17 protein-coding genes and 1 tRNA gene are annotated in these 16927 nt (G+C 62.2%); 8 read left to right on the forward strand and 10 right to left on the reverse strand.

Annotation, left to right across the window (positions count from 1 at the left end):
• Positions 1–5: 5 nt before the first annotated feature.
• The 3 genes from putA to dcd all read left to right on the forward strand — a co-directional run bounded on the left by putA (position 6) and on the right by dcd (position 4334).
• On the forward strand, positions 6–3146 hold the full coding sequence (gene putA, locus ACQY6C_RS12215) for a bifunctional proline dehydrogenase/L-glutamate gamma-semialdehyde dehydrogenase PutA (RefSeq protein ID WP_427969113.1): 3141 nt from the start codon (positions 6–8) through the stop codon (positions 3144–3146).
• Between the two features lie 26 nt (positions 3147–3172).
• A complete protein-coding gene (locus ACQY6C_RS12220; RefSeq protein WP_427969115.1) occupies positions 3173–3703 on the forward strand; it encodes a hypothetical protein in 531 nt (176 codons plus the stop codon).
• Between the two features lie 76 nt (positions 3704–3779).
• Positions 3780–4334 (forward strand): dCTP deaminase, encoded by a 555-nt coding sequence (gene dcd / locus ACQY6C_RS12225; RefSeq protein WP_427969117.1) that lies wholly within the window; start codon positions 3780–3782, stop codon positions 4332–4334.
• Here the strand turns inward: dcd and ACQY6C_RS12230 are convergent.
• Positions 4331–5047 (reverse strand): winged helix-turn-helix transcriptional regulator, encoded by a 717-nt coding sequence (locus ACQY6C_RS12230; RefSeq protein WP_427969119.1) that lies wholly within the window; start codon positions 5045–5047, stop codon positions 4331–4333. The two genes, dcd and ACQY6C_RS12230, sit on opposite strands and share 4 nt — an antisense overlap.
• Before the next feature lie 201 nt (positions 5048–5248).
• Between ACQY6C_RS12230 and ACQY6C_RS12235 the strand changes: the two genes are divergently transcribed.
• Positions 5249–5548 (forward strand): UrcA family protein, encoded by a 300-nt coding sequence (locus ACQY6C_RS12235; protein ID WP_427969121.1) that lies wholly within the window; start codon positions 5249–5251, stop codon positions 5546–5548.
• 137 nt (positions 5549–5685) lie between these two features.
• Complete coding sequence (locus tag ACQY6C_RS12240; RefSeq protein WP_427969123.1) at positions 5686–6867, forward strand: saccharopine dehydrogenase family protein; 1182 nt, start codon at positions 5686–5688, stop codon at positions 6865–6867.
• 8 nt (positions 6868–6875) lie between these two features.
• Here the strand turns inward: ACQY6C_RS12240 and ACQY6C_RS12245 are convergent, their stop codons facing one another.
• Together ACQY6C_RS12245 and ACQY6C_RS12250 are read right to left on the reverse strand one after the other, a co-directional pair.
• Complete coding sequence (locus ACQY6C_RS12245; RefSeq protein WP_427969124.1) at positions 6876–9125, reverse strand: TonB-dependent receptor; 2250 nt, start codon at positions 9123–9125, stop codon at positions 6876–6878.
• A 114-nt stretch (positions 9126–9239) separates the two neighbouring features.
• Positions 9240–9314 (reverse strand) — tRNA-Gly (locus ACQY6C_RS12250).
• Positions 9315–9557: 243 nt separating this feature from the next.
• Between ACQY6C_RS12250 and ACQY6C_RS12255 the strand changes: the two genes are divergently transcribed.
• Positions 9558–10484, forward strand: a complete 927-nt coding sequence (locus ACQY6C_RS12255) for a tetratricopeptide repeat protein (RefSeq protein ID WP_427969142.1) — start codon at positions 9558–9560, stop codon at positions 10482–10484.
• Positions 10436–11104 (forward strand): LON peptidase substrate-binding domain-containing protein, encoded by a 669-nt coding sequence (locus ACQY6C_RS12260; protein ID WP_427969126.1) that lies wholly within the window; start codon positions 10436–10438, stop codon positions 11102–11104. Before ACQY6C_RS12255 ends, ACQY6C_RS12260 begins: the two co-directional genes overlap by 49 nt.
• A gap of 1 nt (position 11105) precedes the next feature.
• Here ACQY6C_RS12260 and ACQY6C_RS12265 read toward each other — a convergent pair whose 3' ends face one another.
• From ACQY6C_RS12265 to ACQY6C_RS12295, 7 genes are all read right to left on the reverse strand, one after another.
• Entirely contained in the window at positions 11106–11741 is a 636-nt protein-coding gene (locus ACQY6C_RS12265; protein WP_427969128.1) for a MarC family protein, read from the reverse strand.
• A gap of 15 nt (positions 11742–11756) precedes the next feature.
• Positions 11757–12521, reverse strand: coding sequence for a hypothetical protein (locus ACQY6C_RS12270; protein ID WP_427969129.1), 765 nt, complete (start codon positions 12519–12521; stop codon positions 11757–11759).
• A gap of 40 nt (positions 12522–12561) precedes the next feature.
• On the reverse strand, positions 12562–13455 hold the full coding sequence (folD, locus tag ACQY6C_RS12275; protein ID WP_427969131.1) for a bifunctional methylenetetrahydrofolate dehydrogenase/methenyltetrahydrofolate cyclohydrolase FolD: 894 nt from the start codon (positions 13453–13455) through the stop codon (positions 12562–12564).
• Positions 13455–13745 carry a YggT family protein gene (locus tag ACQY6C_RS12280; RefSeq protein ID WP_427969133.1) on the reverse strand — a complete coding sequence of 97 codons (291 nt, stop codon included), beginning with the start codon at positions 13743–13745 and terminating at the stop codon, positions 13455–13457. Before ACQY6C_RS12280 ends, folD begins: the two co-directional genes overlap by 1 nt.
• A gap of 84 nt (positions 13746–13829) precedes the next feature.
• The gene (gene argB / locus ACQY6C_RS12285) at positions 13830–14726 is read right to left on the reverse strand and encodes an acetylglutamate kinase (RefSeq protein WP_427969135.1); all 897 of its coding nucleotides are present in this window, start codon (positions 14724–14726) and stop codon (positions 13830–13832) included.
• Between the two features lie 172 nt (positions 14727–14898).
• The gene (locus ACQY6C_RS12290) at positions 14899–15156 is read right to left on the reverse strand and encodes a YdcH family protein (RefSeq protein WP_427969137.1); all 258 of its coding nucleotides are present in this window, start codon (positions 15154–15156) and stop codon (positions 14899–14901) included.
• Between the two features lie 121 nt (positions 15157–15277).
• The gene (locus ACQY6C_RS12295; protein WP_427969139.1) at positions 15278–15424 is read right to left on the reverse strand and encodes a hypothetical protein; all 147 of its coding nucleotides are present in this window, start codon (positions 15422–15424) and stop codon (positions 15278–15280) included.
• A gap of 717 nt (positions 15425–16141) precedes the next feature.
• Between ACQY6C_RS12295 and ACQY6C_RS12300 the strand changes: the two genes are divergently transcribed.
• The gene (locus ACQY6C_RS12300) at positions 16142–16843 is read left to right on the forward strand and encodes a hypothetical protein (protein WP_427969141.1); all 702 of its coding nucleotides are present in this window, start codon (positions 16142–16144) and stop codon (positions 16841–16843) included.
• Positions 16844–16927 lie beyond the last annotated feature (84 nt).

Below are 16927 nucleotides of genomic sequence, written 5' to 3' on the forward strand. Positions count from 1 at the left end.
TCATAGTGTCCAACCCACCCCCCATCGACCGTTCGGCGCTGCGGCGCGCCTATCGCGAAGAGGAGGACGCTTGCGTTGCGGAACGGCTCAAGCAGGCGGGCCCTGCCACGCGCGTACATGGCGAGGCTGCGGAGCTCGCCACACAGCTGATCGAAGGCGCGCGCAAGACAAAGGCGAGCGGGATCGACGCCTTCCTCCATACTTTCGGGCTCGCCACGGAAGAGGGGATCGCACTGATGTGCCTGGCGGAGGCGCTGTTGCGCGTCCCCGATCATGCCACCGCAGATGCGCTGATCCGCGATAAGCTGGGCGATATCGACTGGGGCGAGCACCTGGGCGAAAGTTCTTCCACCTTCGTCAACGCCGCGACTTTCTCCTTGATGCTTACAGGAGAAGTGCTCGAGCGGCCCGAGCAACACCAGCGCGGGATGGGCAAGACGCTCAAGCAGACGATCAACCGCCTGGGCGAGCCGGTCGTGCGCAAGGCGGTGTTGCAGGCAATGCGCATCCTTGGCGGACAATTCGTGTTCGGTCGCACGATTGGCGAAGCGCTCAAGCGTGCCGCGCCTGAACGCAAGCGCGGCCTGACGCACAGCTTCGATATGTTGGGCGAAGCGGCGATGACCTTCGCCGATGCAGAAAACTACCGGCAGGCCTATTCAAGTGCGATCGACCGGCTGGCGAAGGAGACCAAAGGCGGAGTTGCGAATTCGCCAGGAATCTCGGTCAAGCTCTCGGCGCTCTACCCCAAATACGATTTCCTTCACGCAGAGGCTGCGACCGCCGCTCTGGTGCCGATCCTGAAGGAGCTGGCAATCAAGGCGCGCGATGCGAACATGCATTTCACCGTCGACGCCGAAGAGGCCGAGCGCCTCGAGCTTTCGCTCGACATCATCGAAGCGCTTGTCCGCGACGACGAGATATTCGCCAATGGCACGCCGCAGGGCTGGGAAGGCTTCGGCCTCGCCATCCAGGCCTATCAGAAGCGTGGTGCGCCGTTATGCGACTGGATCGTGAAGCTCGCTCGCCGCCATGACCGCAAACTGATGGTACGGCTGGTCAAGGGCGCATACTGGGATACCGAGATCAAACTCAGTCAGGTTGGCGGACACAGGGACTTCCCCGTTTTCACCCGCAAGGTGGCGACCGACGTTTCCTATCTCGCCTGCGCCGCGAAACTGATGGCCGCGCGCGATGCGATCTATCCCGCTTTCGCCACCCACAACGCCTACACCATCGGGGCAATCAAGGCGCTCGACCAGCATGGCGGCAGTACCGAACCGTTCGAGTTTCAGCGCCTGCACGGCATGGGCGAGGAAGTCTACGAGACGCTCGCCGCAGTCGAAGGCGCGAACAAACAGACCAGGGTGCGCATTTACGCACCGGTCGGAGGTCACAAGGAATTGTTGGCCTATCTCGTTCGGCGGTTGCTCGAGAACGGAGCCAACAGCTCCTTCGTCAACCGCATGGCAGATGCCGAAGTGCCGGTGGCCGAACTCGTCACCGATCCGGTGGCCGAGCTTGCTGCGCTGGAGCCCAGGCGCAATCCGGCCATCGCCCTGCCCGAAGACATCTTCCCTGGCCGCACCAACAGTGCGGGTGTCGATCTGGCCGATCCGCTGGTGCGCGAGCCGCTGCTAGTGCGACTGAAGGCGCTTGAAGGCCACCAATGGCATGCAGAGCCGACGTTTCGCTCGGAAGAAGAGGGCGAAACCGCACCGATCACCATGCCGCAAGACCTGACGGTGGAAGTCGGCACGCGGCGCGACAGCCTGCCTGAAGAAGTGCAATTGGCAATTACACGCGCCAGCGCCATTCAGCATGGCTGGGATAGGCTGGGCGGCGAAAAACGCGCACTACTGCTGGAAGCCGCGGCCAATGAGTTTGAAGCGCATACGGACGAGTTCCTCTCGCTGTGCCAGCGCGAAGCGGGCAAAACCCTTGTCGATGCCGTGCTTGAACTGCGCGAAGCGGTCGATTTCCTGCGCTATTACGCCAGCGAAGCGCGACGGCTGTTCACTGGATCGATGCCGCTGCCGGGGCCAACGGGTGAGGAAAACCGCTTGAGCCTTCATGGGCGCGGCGTTTTCGCCACGATCAGCCCGTGGAACTTCCCGCTTGCGATCTTCATCGGCCCCGCTGCCGCCGCGCTCGCTGCGGGCAACACCGTGGTGGCCAAGCCGGCCGAACAGACACCGCTGATTGCCGCGCTTGCAGTCAGGCTGTGCCACCAGGCGGGCATTCCAGAGGAAGTGTTCCAGCTGCTCCCCGGCGCGGGCGACGTCGGCCAGATCATCGTGTCGGACCCGCGCATCGCGGGCGTGGCCTTCACCGGCTCGACCGAAACGGCGCAGGCGATCAACCGCGCTCTCGCCGCGCGCGACGCGCCGATCGCCACCTTCATCGCGGAGACCGGCGGACAGAATGCGATGATCGTCGATAGCTCGGCCTTGCCCGAACAGGTCGCGCGCGATGTCGTCGCCAGTGCTTTCCAGAGCGCGGGCCAGCGCTGCAGCGCGCAGCGCATGCTCTACATCCAGGATGACGTTGCGGACGGTATGCTGGAGATGATCCGTGGCGCGTTCGAAGCGCTCGACGTGGGCGATCCGGCGCAGCTTTCGACCGATGTCGGACCGGTGATCGATCCTGACGCCAAGGCCGCGCTCGAACGCCATGTTGCGCGGCGGCGCAAGAATGACGGGCGCACCGTCTGGCGGCTCAAGCTACCCCGTTCAGCCGCCAAGGGCTGCTTTGTCGCGCCGTCGATCATCGAGCTGGATTCGATCCTCGACCTGAAGCGTGAGAATTTCGGCCCCGTGCTGCATGTCGCGCGCTTCAAGGCAAGTGAGCTCGAAAAGGTGATCGACGATATCAACGCGACGGGCTTCGGCCTGACGCTGGGCCTACACAGCCGCATCGATGCCGTGCGGCGCTTCGTCGAGGAACGCGCGCGGGTCGGCAATTTCTACGTCAACCGCAATCAGATCGGCGCGGTGGTTGAAAGCCAACCATTCGGCGGTGAAGGCCTTTCAGGCACCGGCCCGAAGGCTGGCGGACCGCAATATGTCGCACGTTTTGCGACCGAACGCGTCGTCTGCATCGACACCACCGCAGCAGGAGGAAATGCAAGCCTTCTTGCAGGTTAAGCGCCGATCGGGCTAGGAACCGCCCGATGGGTCGCCTGATCTCGATATGTCTCGCCGTCATTGCGCTTGTCTTCACTACGCCGCTTCAGGCGCAGGTGAATCTGAGCTTTCACAGCTTCAACGGATCGGTGCTGGTCGGGCGTTATCCGCACACTTTCATCGTGCTCGAAGGGACGCTGGATGAAACGGGTGAGCCAGTGCACGAAAATTACGGCTTCACCGCAAAGAAGGTGAGCCCCGCCGTGCTGCGCGGGCCGGTCTATCAGGATATTTCGATCGAAGAGCCCAAATATCTCAGGAAGACCAACCGCCATTTCACCATCCCGATCAGCGACGAGCAATACCACCGGATCGTCGCCGAGATGAAGGCATGGCGCGATGCGCCGGGCAAGTTCTACGATCTCGACACGCGCAATTGCATCCATTTCGTCGGGAAAATGGCTGAAATCGTCGGGCTGAAGGTCGACTATCCGCGCGACATGCTGCGGCGGCCGAAGAAGTGGCTCAACCACATCACGCTGCTCAACCCGCGGCTTCGCGCCAAGCCGATCAAATAGCCCGCACCGGAGGTGAAAGCGGGGAAAACCCGTCTGCGCGCTTGCCCAAATGCCCTGTGTGCGGAATCACACGGATATGGCGATTCTTTCCGACAAGTGGATTCGTGCGAAAGCGCAGGACGAAGGCATGATCGAGCCTTTCGTCGAAGCGCAAAGGCGCGAAGGCTGCATCTCATACGGGCTCAGCTCTTACGGCTATGACGCGCGGGTGGCTGACGAGTTCAAGATCTTCACCAATGTCGATAGCGCGGTGGTCGATCCGAAGAACTTTGCCTCCAACAGTTTCGTCGACCGCAAGACCGATGTCTGCGTGATCCCGCCCAATTCCTTCGCGCTCGCGCGCACTGTCGAATATTTTCGCGTGCCGGAAGACGTGCTGGTGATCTGCCTGGGCAAGAGCACTTACGCCCGATGCGGGATCATTGTGAATGTCACGCCGCTGGAACCTGGCTGGGAAGGCCATGTGACGTTGGAGTTTTCCAACACCACGCCCTTGCCTGCCAAGATCTACGCCAATGAGGGGGCCTGCCAGTTCCTCTTCCTGCAGGGCAATGAACGCTGCGAGACAAGCTACAAGGACCGTGCGGGCAAATATATGGGGCAGCGCGGAGTGACGCTGCCCAGACTCTAGCTGGGGGTTGCGCCCAAGCTCATTGCAGTCAGATCCATGCCCGCCGCCTTGGCCCGGACAATGGGCGACATCGGGAACCAGTGCTTTGCGCTGTCGGCCACCATTGGTTCACCGGTCAGCAGGATCTCTTCCGAACGCAGCGCAGACTCCAGCTCGGACTCCCCCCGCCATATCTCGATCATGGTGCAGAGCGGTCCGTTGACATAGAGATCGACCGGCTTGCCGGGATCGCTGTCACACAAGTCGACCGTGCCTTGCGATGCGACAATCCACCAGCGGTTGTGCCGGTCGATATCGTTCAGCGTGAATGCGAACACGGTCTCGCCGTCGGGCAGTTCCGATAGTTGCAGCGTACGGTGAAAATCCCACATCGTAGCGCCGACGTCGATCTGGTCGACCTGCGTGTTGCGCTTGGCCCATTTGAGGCCCCATTCGGACAGCATGGCGACGATCGGTTGCGCGTCTCGCCCTGACGGGGTGAGGCGGTAAGTCGCCTGCTGGCCAGCTTCGCCACGCTTCAGGATCAAACCGTTCTCGCACATCTGCTTGAGCCGCCCGCTGAGCACCGAAGGAGAGATGCGTGGGATTGCAGCGGTGAAATCGGAGTAACGCGTTGCGCCCAGGATCATCGCGCGCAGCACCAGCAACACCCATTTGTCACCAAGCATGTCGGCTGCCTTGTTGGCCGGACAATGGCTGGCAGGTTCCGTCAATCCATCGCTCTCCACATATGGCGAAGGCCCGTTCTATACGGAATTCTGCCATTTTTCACAATCGCTACGGAATTCGTAGTGGCTTGCTGCGCAATCCGTAGCGGCCTGCTTCGCTTCGCGAACTATCGGTAGACCGGCTCTCCGATCATTGTCTCCCCATCGCCGCAGACACGGTGAAACAACAATTATAGGAGACTGAACATGACCAATCGTTTCGTAACCAAGCTCGCTTGCGCGATCGCCTCAATCAGCGCCACTTTTGGCACATTCGCCGAAGTCACGCATGCCAAGGAGCTAGAATTTACCTATTCGCCAGCCCAGCTTGCCACTGCCGAAGGCATTGCCAAAGTCGACCAGCAAGTGCGCAAGTTTGCCCGCCGTTCGTGCAAGAGGGTCAACAGCCTGCACACCCCGCGCTATCGGAAAGAATGCCGCCAGGATATCGAAGCCCAGATCCGCGAGAAGATCTTCGCGCCGGGCAAGCGGGAGCAGGTCAAATAGGTTCGGTACGATGAGTACTGAACCGACCTGAGGCCCCACCGAGCAATCGGTGGGGCCTTCTGGTGGGAACCGCCTTGCCGTAGCGGTTTTGACTCTCATGCACGCCCGGCGCATTCCGGCGGGCAAAGGAGAGCGACATGTCCATTGAATCCCGCGAGTTCGACATCATCGTCTATGGCGCCACCGGCTATACCGGCCGCCTCGTCGCCGAATATCTCGGCCAGCATTATGGCAGTCGCGACGATGGCCCGACATGGGCCATGGCAGGGCGCAATCTCACCAAGCTGCAACAGGTGCGGGACGAAATCGGCGCGCCCGCCGATACTGCCCTGATCACTGCGGATTCGGACGATCCCGCCAGCCTTGAGGCGATGTGCAACCGAACACGCGTGGTCATCACAACGGTCGGGCCCTACCAACTCTATGGCGATGCGCTGCTCGAAGCCTGCGTGAAGACCGGCACCGATTATGCCGATCTGTGCGGTGAGCCGGTGTGGATGCGGCAGAAGATCGACCAGTTCGGCGATGCGGCGAAGCAAAGCGGAGCGCATATCTGCTTTTCCAGCGGCTTCGATTCGATCCCATTCGATCTGGGCGTGCTGATGGCGCAGAAGGAAGCCGAAAAGCGCTTCGGCAAGCCCGCGCCCCGGATCAAGGGCCGCGTCCGCGCAATGCAGGGCACCTTTTCCGGGGGGACGGCGGCCAGCCTGACCGAGACCATGAAAGCGCTCGCCAAGGATCCCAGCCTGATTTCGATCCTGCGCAGCCCCTTCGGCCTTACGCCCGGTTTCGAAGGCCCCGACCAGCCCAGCGGCATGGTGCCTCATTACGAAGAGGAACTGGGCAAATGGGCCGCGCCCTTCGTGATGGCGCCGATCAACACCAAGAACGTCCATCGCACCAATTTCCTGCTCGGCCACCCCTATGGCGAGGGTTTCGTTTATGACGAAATGGTCCTGACCAGCCCGGGCGAAGCGGGCAAGGCAGCGGCCAATGCGGTTGCCGAGATGATGAAGAATCCGTTCGGGGCCAAGCCGCCCAAGCCGGGTGAAGGACCGAGCAAGGAAGAACGCGAAAACGGCTTCTACGACGTGCTCTTCGTAGCCGAAATGCTCGATGGCCAGAGCCTGCATTTCAGCGTTAAGGGCAAATACGACCCTGGCTATGGCTCGACCAGCCGCATGATCGCGGAAACTGGCATCGCACTGCTATCCTGCGGCAAGCCCGGCGGAATCGGGACGCCTGGCTCCTTCCTCGGCGAAGACCTGGTCCGGCGGCTCGAAGAGCACGCCGAGCTGACCTTCGCCGTCGAGGAATAGAGCGTGGACTAGATCGAAAGCCGCGCGGTAATCCGCAGGTCACGGCCGGAAAGCGGTGCATAATCCTTCAGGAAGGATGCATGGCGGCGCGCGTTCACGTCGAAGATATTATTCGCCGACAGCACCAGGCTGAGCGGTGAAGCGTCACCCCAGGGTCGCACGGTCATTTCGGCATTGACCATGGTAAATCCCGGCGTCGTGGTCTCTATCGCGGCGACGCGGTCCTGCTTGCTGGTCCATTCGACTTCGCCGCGTACATCCAGCTTGGGCGAAGTCAGCGTCAATCCGCCAAGCATACGCAGCGGCGGGATGCGCGGCACCGGGCCAACGCCCTTGATTGTCGCATGGGTATAGTCCGCCAGACCATCTGCCGTGAGCGTCGCAGCTCCGAACTTCGCCAGATCGGCCGATCCCTGCACCTCAAACCCGTAGAAGCGCGCATCGGCCTGGGTTGCCTGGAACACTGGCAGGCCGTCCTCGATCTCGCCGGTCTGCGCCTCATAGATGAAGTCCGAGAACCAGGTGTGATAGGCAGAAACTTCGAGGGAATAGCCCGGCCCCGCACCATGCATGATGGCTTCTACGCTGCGGGCCTTCTCAGTGGTGAAATCGGGATTGCCGATCTCGAACGCTTCGGTCCCCGCGTGTGGTCCGTTGGCGAAAAGTTCCTCGCTCGATGGTGCACGCTCGGTGCTGGAAAGATTGATTCCGACGCTCCATTCGCCGCCAAGCCGGTACAGCGCGCCGAGCGATCCGGAAAGCGTGTCAAAGCTGCGGCGCCCATTGAAGAACTGCGTCTGCCCGTCACGCGGTTTCGCTTCATGCGAAGTGTGTTCCAGCCTTGCACCGGCCTCCAGCTTGAATCGGTCGAAATCGAGCTGCTGCACGGTGAACAGGCCCGCCTGTGCGCTGGAACTCTTCGGCAGGAAGGCTTCTTCGCCCACCACATCGAAATCGCGGATGAAGAACTGTCCGCCAAAGGCGCCCGACCATGCCCCGCGCCTGGCCTGCGTGATTTCCAGGCGTGCTTCCTGCCCCTTGTTATAGAAGGCAGTGCCAACTTCGCCGTCCTCTTCCAGTTCGAAGTGTCGATAATTGGCATAGCCATAGCGGAATGCGATTTTCTCGAGCAGGCCACCTGCCGGATCGATTTCCGCACGCGCATCGATCCGGTTCTGCAACAGGCTGAGGCGCGGTGCCTCGGCCTCTTCGCCCGGTTGCGTGGCATAACGGACCGGCACACCATAGAGGCTGTCATAATGGCTGTAGGCGATACCCAGATTGCCGCCATCACCGACGAAGCCGACGCCAGCCCCCACCGTCCAGGTCTCGCTGGCAGTGTTGGGCAGTTTCCCGCGGATCGCAGCAACCTCCGCAAATGCGGGATCGCCGCCCTCGGCGGGAGGCAGAGCCGCCGAAGCAAGCGCCTGCGTGCGCAAGGCCGGAGTCAGCGCATAGCCGCCGATCCTGAGGTCGTCAGTCTTGAGATAGCTCCCATCGGCGTGAAGTACCCACTGGCTGGTGATCGGGACGTCGATCGATCCGGCTGCGGAGCGCTCTTCGGCCGCTGATCCATAGCCGAGGATTGCACCGACATGCACCGGTTCGTCGGGCACGGCATCGGGGATGCGATGATCGATGACATTGACCACGCCGCCAATGGCGGATGATCCATAGAGCAGCGATTGCGGCCCGCGCAGGACCTCGATCCGGTCAGCCAGCAGCGGATTGACCACCGCCGCATGGTCGGCCGAGGTATTGGAAACGTCGATCGAACCGATCCCGTCCGTCAGCAGGCGCACGCGCTCGCCCTGTAGTCCGCGCAGCACCGGGCGCGACGCCGTGGGTCCGAAGGAGGTGGCAGAAACGCCCGGCACATGATCCAGCGTCTCGCCGATCGAAGCCCTTACGGCCTGAGCCAGGTCTGAGCCCGAAAGCAGGCCGACGCCGGAAAGCATGTCCTGCCGGTGCGTCTGCAAGATGCCGGAAACGACTATGTTGTTTACAGCATCATCCGAGTGGCCGTGGAATTCGTCTTGCCGGGTAGCCCCGGCGCGCTGGGCCGCTTCGGCCCCTTGGTCAGTCTGACTTGCGGATTGATCCTGCTCTGCCGGCTGTTGCGAGCCATCTTCCTGCGCCGCGGCCGGTGTAGCACCGAGAGCGGCCGCCAGGCTGAAAGCCAGCGCACAGCGAGAGATCATGACAGTGGGAATGCGGGCTGCGCCGAGAGGATCGCGCTTCGTATAATGTGATAACATATCGCGCGAACTAGGTGCGCATGGCCGGACATGCAAGCGCTTTTACAGGCAATCCGACGAACGGCATGAAATCGTCGACGACCGGCAATCACCATATATTTTCGAATGGGAGAATGGAGCGGGCGAGGCGATTCGAACGCCCGACCCCAACCTTGGCAAGGTTGTGCTCTACCCCTGAGCTACGCCCGCTCACTGACGCTCGCGATGGTGGGCAATTCCGCACTATCGCTGGGGAGGCGGCGCGATTAGCAGCGGGCGTGAGCCCCGGCAAGGGGAAAAATCGCCTGTTTGTCATTTGCCGCGCAAGGCGGCACTATCACTCCCCTTCGAGCGCCTTTACATACAGTGGCGAGGCCCCACATGGTGGGCACACTCGCCGCACTGGTGCCGCACAGGCGCCGAAACCGAACAGGAGCAGAAATCTTGGCCAGCATGGGTCTCAATCTCGACGAGCAAAAGGCGGTTGACCGCTTCCGCAAGAATGTGGTCGAGCCTTCGATGTCGAAGCTCGTCATTCTCGATTTCTGGGCCGAATGGTGCGGCCCGTGCAAGGCGCTCGCCCCCGTGCTTGAAAAAGTCGCCACGGAATATGCCGAGAAAGGCGTGATTCTGGCGAAGGTGGATGTCGATGAAGAGAAGTTCATCGCATCGCAGTTCCAGGTCCAGTCGATCCCCACAGTCTATGCGCTGTTCCAGGGACAGCCGGTGGCCGATCTCACCAACGCCCGCAGCGAATCGCAATTGAAGCAGGTGCTCGACCAGTTGCTTGCACAACTGCCAATCGAGGCGGGCGCGGGCGATGCATCGGCGGCAGGGCCTTCGCAGGAAGATCTCGAACAATTCCTCGCACTGGGCGATCACGCGCTCACCGAAGGCGATCCGCAGCGCGCAGCGGGCATTTTCGGCCAGGTCGTGGAAATGGCGCCGGAGAATGCCGCGGCGCATGCCGGATTGATTCGCGCACTCGTCCAGAGCGGCAATGCGGAAGAAGCGAAGGCGGTGCTGCAGGCGGTGGAAGCCAATCCGGCGCTTGCCGGCGATAGCGCCATCGAAGCTGCCAAGAGCGCGCTCGAACTTGCAGCCAGCCAGGTCGATGACAGCGAACTGGCCGCCTTGCGCGATGCCGCCAGGGCTGCACCGGATGACATGGAGAAGCAGCTCGCATTTGCCGAAGCCGCATTTGCGGCGGGCGCCCGTGATGAAGCCGCGGATACATTGCTCGCCATGATCGAGGCGGATCGTGAATGGAACGAAGGCGCCGCGCGCGCCAAGCTGTTGCAGATCTTCGAAGCCATTGGCCTGGAAGATGAATGGGTGGTCGCCACGCGGCGCAGGCTTTCCAAGATCCTGTTCGGATAGGGCATGTGAGCACACGCCTTTCCATCTTTCCCTTGCCCGGCGCGGTGCTGTTCCCCGGCCTGCAGCTTCCGTTGCACATTTTCGAGCCTCGCTACCGGGCGCTGGTCTCCGATGTGCTGGCACGCGACCGGCGGATCGCCATGATCCAGCCGCAGCGGCCCGAAGAAGGCGCGCCGCTTTATTCGATCGGCTGCGTGGGGCGGATCGGCGATGTCGAAGCGATGGAAGATGGCCGCTACAACATTGTGCTTGAGGGCGAGTCCAGGTTCCGCATCCTGAATGAGCTTGAGGTCACGACGCCGTTCCGGCAGGTCGCCGCCGAACTGATTGAAGACGATGAGGACGAGGCTCTTTCAGCCGTGGAGCGCGCCGGCTTCGAACAGGAAGCTCGGCGCTTTGCCGATATGCAGGGCTATAGCGTCGATTGGGAATCGGTTGCGCGGCTTGACGATCAATCGCTCATCAACGGTGTCTCGCAAATCGCGCCCTTCGATGCCGCATCGAAACAGGCATTGCTGGAAACGGACAGTCTTGCCGCGCGGTGCGAGCTGCTGATCCAGCTTATGCAGTTTTACGGCCTGCGCGATGATGACGATGGCGAGATCGTGACACTGCAGTAGATCACAAACCGAAACTGCCCTTCAGCCCATCGATCACATATTGCGCCGCGAGTGCAGCGAGCAGCACACCCAGCAGCCGGGTGATTACAGCCTCCACCCTGTCGCCGAGCAACCGGATCAGCGGTCCCGCCGCAATCAGCGCCAGTGCAGTGAGAATCAGCACGCTGCCGAGCGCGGCAAGCACGACGAGCGATTGCTCAATCCCCGTCGCCTCATTCATCAGCAGCATGATCGCCGCGATCGCGCCCGGCCCCGCGAGCATCGGCATCGCCATGGGGAAGACCGAGACATCGTCGAACTCAGGCGTGGCCTGATTCTGCGCCACAACCCTTTCCGCCCGCTCCTCGCGCCGCTGGGTGCGTTTCTCGAACACCATTTCAAATGCGATGAAGAACAGCATCAGCCCGCCAGCAATACGGAAACTGTCGAGATCGATATGCAGCGCAGCGAGCAGATCCTCGCCAAACAGCGCGAACACGAACAGGATACCCGCGGCAATCGCACTTGCGCGCAGTGCCATGTTGCGCGCCTGGGCAGGCGGCGCACCCTTGGTCAAACCCGCATAGATCGGGGCGCAACCCGGCGGATCGATCACGACGAAGAGCGTAATGAAGGCAGAAATGAAGATTTCGATCATGACACCTGCACGCCGCTATTGCTTCGCCACGGGAAATGGCTGATCCAGCGCAACAACCCACTTTCCCCGCTGCAGGAACTCTGCGACCACGCGCCTGCTGCCATCCGCATCGTGTTCCCACCGCCATTGCAGCGTCCCGTCATGCGATATGCCGCTACCCTGCTGGATCTCATCCGATAGCGAAATTGCGGGCGGCGCCGGTACAGCCTCGCCGCGCTTGGGGCAATCGGCAACCAATCCCTGCACCGCGTCCATCGCTTCGACCACAATGTCGCCCTCTTCAGGCGGCGCAAGCGGCTTGCGCGCGGGCGGCTGCGGATTGTCCGGGGCGCCAGTGTCATAGATCCAGCGATACTGGTCATTGGACTGGCGCTGCCAGACGGTCACGAAAGTACCGACTACGCCGTCTGGATCGCGAAACCGCCCCTGGCTTACGGCAAGAGCGCCGTTGCAACTCATCCAGATCGAGCGCGGCTCCCATTGCACGGCCGCAGGCGGATCCTGCCGATTGGCGAGCCAGTCCTGCGCCTCGATCGGGCCGCCTTGCCCATCGATGATGGCACCTGGCCCGGCGAATTCGCGGAATGCCGTCCACTGCCCCTTCTCTTTCGCGGCTCGTGCGAAAGCCAGTTCGACCGCGACGATCTTGCTCGGTTGCGCTTCGCCGGGCGCACCGGCCAGCGCCCGCTTTATTACCCGGTCGGGCAAGCGGGGGCGCTGAGGCCCTCCACAAGCGGCAACGGCAAAGACAGCGAGGCCAAGAACTAGACTTCTGATCATCAGTGGCAACTAGCGCGTCACCTTGAGCTTGTCGAAGGGATTAGAGATCCTCGGGAACGTCCAGCCCCTCGTTGCGATAGGCGGCAACCAGCGTGTTTCTGAGCAGGACTGCGATCGTCATCGGGCCGACGCCACCGGGCACAGGCGTTATCGCACCGGCAATCTCGCTCGCTTCGTCAAAGGCGACATCGCCCACGAGCCTACCCTTTTCGGTCCCAGGCTCAGGCGGCAGACGGTTGATGCCCACATCGATCACCGTTGCGCCAGGCTTGAGCCATTCGGCCTTGACCATCTCCGGCCGTCCGACCGCTGCAACCACAATATCCGCGCGCTTGACCACGCCGGGCAGATCCTTCGTCCGGCTATGCGCAATCGTAACGGTGGCATTGGCGTCAAGCAGCAATTGCGCCATCGGCTTGCCGACAATGTTGGAGCGGCCGATCACCACTGCTTCCAGCCCCGACAGATCGCCCAACCGGTCCGTCAGCAGCATCATGCAGCCCAGCGGCGTACAGGGGACGAAGCCGCTCTGCCCGACCGAAAGCCGCCCGGCATTGATGACATGGAAGCCATCGACATCCTTGTCCGGGCTAATCGCCGAAATGATCGATTGCTCGTCGAGGTGGCCGGGCAATGGCAGTTGCACCAGAATGCCATCGACTGAGGGATCGCTGTTGAGCCGATCGACCAGCGCCAGCAAATCTTCCGCACTGGCATCGGCGGGCAGCTTGTGCTCGAAGCTGGCCATTCCGGCAGCGACGGTCGCCTTGCCCTTGCTGCCGACATAGACCTGGCTGGCCGGGTCTTCGCCCACCAGCACCACAGCAAGGCCGGCCTTGCGGCCCGCCCTGGTTTCAAACTCTGCAGCGTCCTTGCCCACGCGATCGCGCAATTGCGCGGCGAAGGCCTTCCCGTCGATACGTGTTGCGGTCATTACGAGTAGATCACATTCCCCAGGATAATCAGGATGATATTGAGCAGGATGATCAATACGAGCGGCGAAAAGTCGATCGCGCCGGTGCTGGGCAAGAAGTTCCGGATCGGCCGCAAGACCGGGTCGAGCAGCCGATTGATCGAATTGTAGAATGCCAACAGAAAATCATTCGACGGGCTGATCACGTTGAACGCAAACAGCAGGCCGATGATGAACTGGATGATGATCAGCATCACCAGCACGCTCGTGAGCATCTCTATAATCTGATAAAGAGCGTAAAGACCTTGCATAGTTCCTCGATCCGTAATTCCGCGTCCCGCCTGCGTATTACCCGAGCAACACGCTGAGGACTACCCCCAAGCCTATCGCGTCAATCAGGCCCGCACCAGAGTGCCGGCGCCGCGCGCGGTGAAGAACTCCAACAGCATGGCATGCGGCTCGCGCCCATCGAGTACGACCGCCGCTTCGCAGCCCGCCTCGACCGCTTGCACGCATGTCTGCAGCTTGGGAATCATCCCGCCGGTAATCGTGCCATCGCCTTCCAGTTCCGCGATCCGCCCCGGCGTGAGATCGGTCAGCAAGGCACCCTGCTTGTCGAGCACGCCGGGCACGTCGGTCAGCAGGAACAACCGCGCCGCGCCCAGCGCCGCAGCGATCGCGCCAGCCATGGTATCGGCATTGATGTTATAGGTGTGCCCGTCATCTCCGGCACCGATCGGGGCAATGACCGGAATCATGCCCGCGGCAACCGCCGTATCGATGATGGTGGTATCGACTTGCTCGGGCTCGCCGACGAAACCCAGATCGACCGCGCGCTCGATATTGCTTTCAGGGTCCTTGGTGGTCCGTTCGACCTTCTTCGCGGTGACCAGCCCGCCATCCTTGCCCGAAATGCCGATCGCCTTGCCCCCGGCATTGGCGATCCAGCCGACCAGTTCCTTGTTGATAGCGCCGGAGAGGACCATCTCCGCGATCTCCGCGGTGGCCTTGTCGGTCACGCGCAGCCCGTCGACGAAGGTGCTTTCGACGCCCAGCTTCTTGAGCATGGCGCCAATCTGCGGCCCGCCGCCATGCACCACCACCGGATTGATGCCGACCGCCTTGAGCAGCACGATATCTTCGGCAAAATCCTGCGCAGCCTCGGGGTTGCCCATCGCGTGGCCGCCATATTTCACCACGAAGGTGCGCCCGGCGTAGCGCTGAAAATAGGGCAGCGCTTCGATCAGGACTTCGGCCTTTGCGAGCATGGATTTGTCGCTGCTGGCATTCATCGCTTGCTCTCCGGTGCGATAGGAAAGCTGCGCTTAGCGGCTCGGACTTGCTGAGGGAAGAGCCGAGGTCAGAGCGAGCGACAACTCGCTGCATGACGGGAGGGAAAACGTGGCGCGGTCCCCCGATCGCGCCACGTCCCGTCAGCGCCGCATCCGGCGCCGCACGAAAAGATCAGCCCGCCGCAGCGCGCGCCTTGGCCAGCAGGCCGGAAATCTCGTCCACCAGCGACAGCCGCTGCTTCTTCAGCTCCTCCGCATGTTCGTCACTGGCCGGCTCGACTTCGGTTTCGATCCGGTGCACCGCGCGGTTCACTTCGTGATAGCGGTCGGACAGCTTGCGAAAATGCGGGTTTTCCTGCTTGAGCCGGCGAAGCAATGCCTCGTCCTGCGGAAACTCGTCATGCAATTCGTGCGGAGTGTGTGCGGACATGCAGGGCCTTTCTCGCCTCGTCTGATGATGCGGCGAGTCTAACACCCGGACGCGCCAGTTCTTTGTCCTGGATCAAATTTCGTAAGGAATTCCCGGCGCGACGGCGCAGGCGCATTCGGGCCTAGGCGTGTTCCTGCGCGGCGAGCATCCGCTGCAAGACCGCGACACGCTCGCGCTCGGCGGTCCAGGCCTTTTCCGGATGGGCGGCGATCTGGTCGAGCAGCTCGCGCAGTTCCTTCTTGCGATCGGCGGCGGTGGTGTTCTGCATGGTTACTCTCCTCTCTCGTGGCGGCGAGTATAGCACAGCCCCGCCCAGATGCTTTGCGCGAGAGCAAATGGGCGGCTTTGAGCGCGGCCTGCCCCCGCCAAATCCTACAGGATGGAACACATGGAACACGGTCAAGGGGCAAAAACCGCCATTCCGTGAAACTGGGGGCCAAAAGTGTCTCCTTCCAGCGCGGGACGTGTGACCTTCGCGCTGGAGCGCCGTGAGGCATGGGAGAGCAAGGGTTGGCTGGCACGGCGCGGAACACGGCGCGGAGCCTAGCGCTTGCTGAGACGAGTAGGAAAGCGGGCCTGGCGCGGCAGTATGGCGGCGGCGCAAGGCAGGGATGGTGTCCCGGCTAACACCATGAGAAGGCAACAGGAAAACGAGGGCGGCAGGGCCGAAACTTGCATTTGGTTCCATTTGCAACTAGAGGCGCACTCCCCGCTGCGGGATGGACCCGCCCTGCGTTGAGCCGAAGGAGGCAGATATGTTTGCAATGCTACTGCCACCCGGCAGATTAGATGTTTTGCGCCCACAAACGCCGGGCGCGAGCCATCCGGCTCGCTAGGCTTCGGTCTACCGACCGGCGCGCTGTCGCGCTTGCGGGCTGCTGATCGCAGCCCGAACATCGTTCACATCACCGTCATTACCATCACGCCGCGCGCCTGATCCGCATTCGGGAGGCGCGCAAAGCGCCATCCGCGAAGGACAGGCAAAATGTATCTGCGTTTTATCGCTCCGGTGAAGCCCGGAAGCTATACCGTCACGCGTTCGCACGTCGCACCCGGTCTGTTCGGACCGGCATGTGATTTGTGGTGGAATCGTGAGGAGATGACCCCGGCGTTGCTGGGCATCCGGCGCGAGCTCGACTGGTTCAATGCCAATTTGCCGGTGCCAAAGCGCTTTGGCGTGAAGGCGAAGGGGCGGTGGTGGAGCGACGGGGTCTGCTGGTTCCGTGACAGCGCAGGAGAGATGCTGGGCCACGCCTATGCGCTCGCCGCGCTGATCGAGGAATGCGGCGTGCGGATCGACCGGCTGCGCAGCCGCGATCCCGGACAGATTCTCTATCGCGACGACTGGCAGGTCGTGGCGATGCCGGAACGCCACCGAGTGATCCGGAGCATCCCGCCCCCGGCGGGCCTGTTGTCATTCATTTGGCGATGGGCTTGCCGGGGGATTTTGGAGTCCTTGTTTGGCCTCAAGCGCCGGCGTTCGCGTCCGCTCACTTGGCTATCCTCGCTCACGCGACCTGAAGGTCGCATCGCTGCGGGCGGGCGGGCGCCCTTGCGGGCCTTCGGCCCGTTTCATCGCCATCCAGAATCGTCATTCCCGCGCAGGCGGGAACCCAGTGGCCGAAGGCCGACAGAATTTCTCTCTCGCTGGGCCCCCGCGTCCGCGGGGGTGACGAACAGTTTTTAGAAAAGAGGAGACATCCCGTGCCAAGATATCGCGACTATGAGAACGAGCCCAGCTTTCGAGCGGACGAGCAAACGCTGTAAGGGT

Source organism: Altererythrobacter sp. (assembly GCF_050299635.1).
Lineage (GTDB): Bacteria > Pseudomonadota > Alphaproteobacteria > Sphingomonadales > Sphingomonadaceae > Erythrobacter.

Bases quoted from the DNA above. Each gene is read 5' to 3' on its own strand.
- ACQY6C_RS12220 (WP_427969115.1), top strand. From the start codon at position 3,173: ATGGGTCGCCTGATCTCGATATGTCTCGCCGTCATTGCGCTTGTCTTC.
- dcd (WP_427969117.1), top strand. From the start codon at position 3,780: ATGGCGATTCTTTCCGACAAGTGGATTCGTGCGAAAGCGCAGGACGAA.
- ACQY6C_RS12235 (WP_427969121.1), top strand. From the start codon at position 5,249: ATGACCAATCGTTTCGTAACCAAGCTCGCTTGCGCGATCGCCTCAATC.
- ACQY6C_RS12240 (WP_427969123.1), top strand. From the start codon at position 5,686: ATGTCCATTGAATCCCGCGAGTTCGACATCATCGTCTATGGCGCCACC.
- ACQY6C_RS12245 (WP_427969124.1), bottom strand. From the start codon at position 9,125: ATGTTATCACATTATACGAAGCGCGATCCTCTCGGCGCAGCCCGCATT.
- ACQY6C_RS12255 (WP_427969142.1), top strand. From the start codon at position 9,558: ATGGGTCTCAATCTCGACGAGCAAAAGGCGGTTGACCGCTTCCGCAAG.
- ACQY6C_RS12260 (WP_427969126.1), top strand. From the start codon at position 10,436: ATGGGTGGTCGCCACGCGGCGCAGGCTTTCCAAGATCCTGTTCGGATA.
- ACQY6C_RS12265 (WP_427969128.1), bottom strand. From the start codon at position 11,741: ATGATCGAAATCTTCATTTCTGCCTTCATTACGCTCTTCGTCGTGATC.
- ACQY6C_RS12270 (WP_427969129.1), bottom strand. From the start codon at position 12,521: ATGATCAGAAGTCTAGTTCTTGGCCTCGCTGTCTTTGCCGTTGCCGCT.
- folD (WP_427969131.1), bottom strand. From the start codon at position 13,455: ATGACCGCAACACGTATCGACGGGAAGGCCTTCGCCGCGCAATTGCGC.
- ACQY6C_RS12280 (WP_427969133.1), bottom strand. From the start codon at position 13,745: ATGCAAGGTCTTTACGCTCTTTATCAGATTATAGAGATGCTCACGAGC.
- argB (WP_427969135.1), bottom strand. From the start codon at position 14,726: ATGAATGCCAGCAGCGACAAATCCATGCTCGCAAAGGCCGAAGTCCTG.
- ACQY6C_RS12290 (WP_427969137.1), bottom strand. From the start codon at position 15,156: ATGTCCGCACACACTCCGCACGAATTGCATGACGAGTTTCCGCAGGAC.
- ACQY6C_RS12295 (WP_427969139.1), bottom strand. From the start codon at position 15,424: ATGCAGAACACCACCGCCGCCGATCGCAAGAAGGAACTGCGCGAGCTG.
- ACQY6C_RS12300 (WP_427969141.1), top strand. From the start codon at position 16,142: ATGTATCTGCGTTTTATCGCTCCGGTGAAGCCCGGAAGCTATACCGTC.